General features: G+C 31.1%; 6 protein-coding genes. All 6 read right to left on the bottom strand.

The genetic code is table 11. The features are described 5' to 3' along the window. Positions 1-207: 207 nt before the first annotated feature. Complete coding sequence (locus AB8M93_RS18180; protein WP_373060319.1) at positions 208-579, bottom strand: hypothetical protein; 372 nt, start codon at positions 577-579, stop codon at positions 208-210. 148 nt (positions 580-727) lie between these two features. Then, complete coding sequence (locus AB8M93_RS18175) at positions 728-1,363, bottom strand: hypothetical protein (RefSeq protein WP_373060317.1); 636 nt, start codon at positions 1,361-1,363, stop codon at positions 728-730. 149 nt (positions 1,364-1,512) lie between these two features. Continuing rightward, entirely contained in the window at positions 1,513-2,142 is a 630-nt protein-coding gene (locus tag AB8M93_RS18170; RefSeq protein WP_373060315.1) for a hypothetical protein, read from the bottom strand. Between the two features lie 498 nt (positions 2,143-2,640). Beyond that, positions 2,641-3,123: a hypothetical protein gene (locus tag AB8M93_RS18165; protein WP_373060313.1), complete on the bottom strand. Its 483-nt coding sequence runs from the start codon at positions 3,121-3,123 to the stop codon at positions 2,641-2,643. A 1,002-nt stretch (positions 3,124-4,125) separates the two neighbouring features. After that, positions 4,126-4,944: a sulfurtransferase gene (locus tag AB8M93_RS18160; RefSeq protein ID WP_373060311.1), complete on the bottom strand. Its 819-nt coding sequence runs from the start codon at positions 4,942-4,944 to the stop codon at positions 4,126-4,128. Between the two features lie 174 nt (positions 4,945-5,118). Next, a partial coding sequence (locus AB8M93_RS18155) for a DUF4236 domain-containing protein (protein ID WP_373060309.1) occupies positions 5,119-6,500 on the bottom strand: 1,382 nt, incomplete at its 5' end.

The raw sequence follows: 6,500 nt of genomic DNA, 5'->3' as shown, positions 1-6,500 counted from the left end.
TTTTACTTGATGAAATAGTGAGAAATTTGGTGTCCCAAAAATGACAAAAGGAGCAGATATTTTAGTTTGCTACAACGTCGCGTATAAAAACAGTGCGAGCTGGCGAGCTTGATTGTCCGAAGGACAATCAGGCGTTGCAAGCGAGCACCGACTTTCGAATTAAGACAGGTTTTAGCATTGTTTTTATATGTTGTTGTGCTTAGTTTTCTATTTCGTTTCGTACCATTCTTTTTGTTTTTCAAAATCTCGAAATTCCTCATCATTCATCTTAAAAAGAATTTTTGAATAATTCCGGTACTCTGACCCCACCTTTGCTTTTAAAAAGTCGGCTATACGATACCGAATAAAAGGATGTTCAATATCCTCTAATTTTAGTTTAGAATACCTTTTTCGAGATTTAGGGTACTGTTCCCAAAATCGGCTGTAGTCGTTGTAAATTTCATCCGTAACTTTTAGGATAATTTCCTCCAGCAGATCAGTCGGAATCCGATGGTCAGCTAACCCATTAAAATACTGCTTGATTTCTAAATAGAAATTTTGCTTAGGTTCAATTTTATTTTCGGTTTTCCAGAAACTCATTTTTTTAAATTAAGCACAACGGTCTTGTGTAACGACAAGTGGCGCGGAGTAGGGAAAGCGGACTTGTCAGTTTAATGGTTTTCTAATTGGTCTCTAAAATATCGAATTTCAACGAAATACCCGCCATTTGCGTTACACGGTGTTGTGGCTAGTTTTTTTGTAAACCCTTTAATACTGATTCTTTTTCTGGTTGATCACCATAGTAATAATCGTCAATAAATTTATAGTTTTTTGATACTGGATAAGCTCCATTCATTTTTGAAAAAGAATGATAATAATATTCTATTTCTAATTGTGTTGAATCAGGAGTTACAACTTTATATTCAGGCACCCATTCTTTCCACTGTTTAATTTCTGTTGAATCTATCTGTGAAAAATCATATTTAGAGAAATATTCAATTTTATCAATATTTTTCTCTTTGTCTAAATGATAAATTCTTTTGTAATTCATTTCACAATCGGTAGCTAATATGGGATGATCATTTTGATATAAAGTTTCTATAATTTCATTGTTTTTATACTTATAGGTTACTTTGTTTGCCAAATAACAAAGTGGATCTTTAATCAATTTTCCTTTTTCTAAAAAATCTAATTCTTTTACTCTTCCTTGCTTATCTACAATTTCTTTAAGAATAAAGTTGACACCAGTTGTATCTTTCAAATTCCATTTGACAATATCCCAGCTTGAGGCTGTTGGTGAATATTGATGAAATAAAATTTTATTCTGTCCGAGGACAAAATTCGTTGTAAAGATCAAGAATACTATTAGTTGAATTTTTCTCATTTAAAAAATTAGCCACAACGGTCTCGGCTATCGCCAGTTGCGGGAGTTGGGACGCGGAGTTGTCGGTTTAATTGTTTTCTTTCCTGGTTTCTAAAATTACACTTGTTCGAATCAACCCGTTATTGGCGATGAGCCGTTGTTGCCAGCAGTTATTTTAATCCGTTAATTACATTTTCTTTTTCCAAATCGCTGAAATAAAAAATTGTTATATCAAATTCATTATCAACAGGAAATATATTATTTAATTTATAAAAAGACTTAGAATAATAATTCACAATTGAAGCAGTTTCTTCTTCTGATTTTAGTTCATTGATTACTTTTTCAATTTCCTTCTTTGTCCAATTATTTTTTAAATATGGTGTATAGTTAAATTTAAACTCATCTTCTGATTTTATAATTTCTCTTTGGTCTTTAGATAAATAATAGGTTGTTCTAGAAGGTAATCCACATTCAAAATTTGCCTCTGGAATTCCTTTATCGTTTAGATTTAATTGGATTATAGTTTCTGCATTTGGATATTCAAATTTTATCCAAGTAATTAAATAGCATAAATGATCAAAATTATTTTTTCCGTCTTTGTAGAATTTTAATTCGGTCACTCGGTTATCCGAATCTATTTTTTCTGTAAAATAATGTGGTGGTAAACTATCTTTTTTAATATTCCATTTTACTACTTTAAAGTCTGAAGCAGTGGGTTCAAATTGATGATAGAATAATCTTTCTTGAGAATATATCTGAAGAGAAATTATTATTAATATCAGAGTTAGAATCTTTCTCATAATTGCTGGCAACGGTTACGGTTAACGCAAGTCACGGGAGTAGGGACACGAACTTGTCGGCTTAGTTTATTTTTACCTGGTCTCTAAAATAACAATTTTCAGCGTATAACCCGTTATTTGCTGTTAACCGATGTTGTACACTGAAAATTTTATCCGAAATAGATAAATAGTAAAATCAATTTTAAATCCGAGTGATAATCTGCGTGGTGATTTTCAGAGTCAGCGAGAATCAGATTTTTTTATCCGGAATGATTTGCCGTGGTATTAATCTTTTTTTGACGATAATTATCTTTCTATTCCAGCGTCTGAGTAAGCACGTAATCTCACTATTAAAAATCAAAACTTTAAAAATTTTTTGTGTACAACGGTTACGGTTATCGCAAGTTGCGGGAGTAGGGACGCAGACTTGTCGGATTAACCAATTTCTTTCCTGGTTTCTAAAATTACACTTTTTCGGCAATACCCGTTATTTGCGATGAACCGATGTTAGGCATAGTTTTACTCAAACTGTAATTTCTTTTTTAATTCGAAATCCATTACGGAACTTTCACTGAAGATAGTCTCGTAACTATTATTATCATCGGGTATGAAAAAAACTGTGTATTCATTTTCTCCATAATTACCAAATCCGTTCTTTGCTTCTACATCTAATGATACAGCAGTCGTAGTTGTTTTTACGTATTCATCATTGTCATTAAAAGATTTATATCTTCTAACATATGCATTATTAAATTTTGCTGAATTTGGATTTTTTAAACGAGTTTTTACTTTGCTTAATGCTCTTTCATAAAAATCTCCAACTTCTTTCATTGAATATTCACAATCAAACATAATTCCTTTATCATTAAAATTTTTGAGGACTTTTATTTCTCTTTTTATACTGTCACTTTTTGAGTGTTCTATTTCAATTTTTTCAAATAGAAGTAAATCATCTTGGTCGGTCTCTATTTGTAATATACCATCTTTAGAGCTTACCCACATAGTATCAGTCTTTAATTCGTTCGTAGAATAAAGTCCATTGTTCCCTTTATTAAGATTTACAAATTGCCAACCACATGGATTCAAATCTTCAGAGTTAAATAACAATATTGAATCATTAATAAAAGTTGCGTAAAGATCATAGATTCTCCATCAATTAATTTATAGTATTTATCTGATGCATTGAACTTTGAGGTGCATGAACATAAAACTAATGTGGCTAGTAATAAAGTAGTTTTTAGTATTTTCATGTTGTAAAATTATGCCTAACGGTTCGTATAACCGTCAGTTACGGGTTAACATGCGTTAATATTCGGTTAAGAACTGACGTTAGCAATTCCGAGTGGATTCGGACGTAGTCGAATCCGCCGTAATTGCGGTTATACGGTGTTAGCATACGTTTTTTTTAATTAATAAAAAAAGGCTACTTATTATAATAAGTGGTAAAATAAATAAAACAACACTATACAATGCATTATATAATTGGTTTCCAAAATGGCTTAATTCTCCTTTGTTTTTATTCCAAATTCCATCCATGAATGAACCGCCCCAAGTAACTTGAAAGCCTTCTTTTCCTAATACTTTTTTGTGAAAATCAACAATTAATTTTGAAGTTAATAAAGTCAGAAAAGGTGAAAAAGTCAGAAGGGTGCAATTGAATCGGCAGAAATAATTCCAATTCAACAATTCCATTATAAGTCCTAGAAACCCAATTAGAAATGTGATTTTCAAATACCGTTTAAAATAATTGTCTTCTTTTATGTCTTCCGAGCATGCTATGATCACCATGCTAAATAGTTGGTAAATTATAATTATCATATAAAAATATACTTGGGAAAGACTCATTTCAAATGTATGCTAACGGTCTTGTATATCGACAAGTGGCGCGGAATTATGGATGCGGATTTGTCGGTTTAACGATTTTGTTTGTTTTGAAAACTAAGTTAGTTTTTTTCTCTTAAACCCGCCATTTGCGATATACGTTGTTACCCAAAGTTGTAACGTTTAGTTTTTCTCTAAAGTTCCCCATTCAGTCCAGGAACCATCGTATAAAGATTTTTCATTTTCTAAGATTAATTCACTCGCTAGATAAATGATACAAGCTGTTACTCCCGATCCACAAGTAAAGATCAATTTCATAGAAGGGTCACTTATGATTTCAAATACGGATTTTAATTCCTTGAGGTCTTTAAATTTTCCGTTATTTAAAACATTTTCAAATGGAATATTTATCGAATTTGTTATGTTTCCACTTCTTAGATTTTTTCTTGGCTCTGGCTCTAAACTATTGAATCGTTTAGAACTTCTTGCGTCAACTACTAATATTTTCTCGTTTTCTATATTCTTCTTTATAAAATCCAGATCTGAAATCATATTTTTCTGGAAGTCGGATCTAAAATTTCCTTTCTCAAATTCTAAATCATATTCTTCTTTTGTTGGAAATTTTCTTTTAATCCATTCTGGTAAACCTCCATTAAGGACTGAAACATTTTGATGTCCCATAATTTTAAACATCCACCAAACTCTTGGACTGTTGTAAACACCTAAATTATCATATATGATGATTTTACTGGAGTCATTGATACCTAATTTCCTGCAATTAAATTGAAATTGGTCAGCATTAGGCAAAGTGTTCGGAAAAATCGATTCAGGATCACTAAACTCATTTTTAAGGTCAAAATATCTAGCTCCTTTAATATTAATATTTTCAAAGTCTGATTGAACTCCTGCTTTATTAGATTTCGTACTACAATCTAATATTATTGTATTTTCATTTTCTAAAATTTCATTTAATTCTTCAGCATTTAAAATCGGATTTTTCATTAGCAACGAAAACTTGGTTTACAATTTTGGGTAACGGTTACGGTTATCGCAAGTTGCGGGAGTAGGGACGCGGACTTGTCGGATTTACCATTTTTCTTTCCTGGTTTCTAAAATTACACTTTTTCGACAATACCCGTTATTTGCGATGAACCGATGTTAGCATACGTGGGTTCTTTAGGCCATTTCTACAGGAGTAAATTCAAATGTTTTAGAAATTGACATTTTATGAGAAAACAACTTAAATGTTTCTAATGGCTCAATATTTTCGAAATTTATATTTGAAAATTGTTCTCGGTCAAAATCTACTGTATATAGATAATCATCTTTTTCTATTCCGTCTTTTTTGTCCATTCTTTGTGAATAACCTGAAATACTAACTTTTTCTACTCCTGCACCGGACATAAATGCAACTCCACCAATTAATAATCCAAGACCAGTAACACAATTAGCATAATCTTCTTTAATTGATTTTTGAGTTTTATTTTTTACAGATAATTTCCCTGATTTTAAAATAGACGCAGTTTCATTTGGTAAATCTTCTATTTCTGGAAGATCTAGATCAATATGGAAATGCTTTAAATTTTCATCATATTCAAAGTCTAAATGAAACTCAGGTTTAATATCAATTTCATTTAAAATTGTTTCGAAATTCAAAAGAACTGCTTCACTTGTTCCTTCTAGATTACCTTTTAAAATTCTTTTTTTGAATTCGAAATTTTCTTGAAATTCCTTGTTTTGTTTAGCTTCATTTTCTGACTCTTTACTTTCAAAAAAGTCTTTTTCTTTTTCCCAGTTTTCTAATCTGGTTTTATGCCTATTTTCAATATTCTCAGAAATATATGTTTTTCGATTTTTTCCATTTTTCCAGAAAAGAATTGAATTATATTTTTCTTTGGCCTCTTTTAGAAGTTCGAGCTCAATTTCCTGGAGGGAAGGTTTATTTTTCCTAAACCTTTGTCTTGAGTAAATTTCAGGTTTTAATTTTTCAAGTTCCTTTTCTACGGTTTCTTTTGTAATTGGAGTAATCACCTGTTTATGAATTTCTGTAAATTCTAAGGTTTCACTATGTATTAAGTCGTGATATTTCTTGTAAATAGTTTTTAAGTTCTCCTTATATTCTGGGGTTCTTTTTATCTTATTTATCAGAGTATCGGTAGTTATATTTTGTCCAGTTTCGCTTAAGATTTTAATTACTGGATCATAATTTTCATTCAGATCAAGTTGAACTCCAACTTGTGTAGTAGAAGAATTCTTGTTCGAAGTAACTCTGCTTTTCGAACCTGAAATTTTATTTCTATTGTAAAGACCTGTTCCAGGAATTCCGGTATTTAAATATGAGCCATTTTTTCCAATATTGATATTTGCTCCTCTTGGTCCTAAAGTTGTACTTAAACCAGATTTTGATAAATTGATGTTAACACCTGGTGCTAATTTGATTCTGTTACGATATCTCATTTTGGTTCGGATTAAATGTATGCTAACGGTTTCGGTTATCGCCAGTTGGCGGAGTAGGGGACACGGATTTGTCGGCTTAGTATTTTGCTGTTGGTCAAGAT

Source organism: Autumnicola aciditolerans (genome assembly GCF_041679265.1).
Lineage (GTDB): Bacteria > Bacteroidota > Bacteroidia > Flavobacteriales > Flavobacteriaceae > Autumnicola.
Note: the sequence above shows the minus strand (reverse complement) of the source record. Positions and strands in the feature narration are given on the sequence as shown.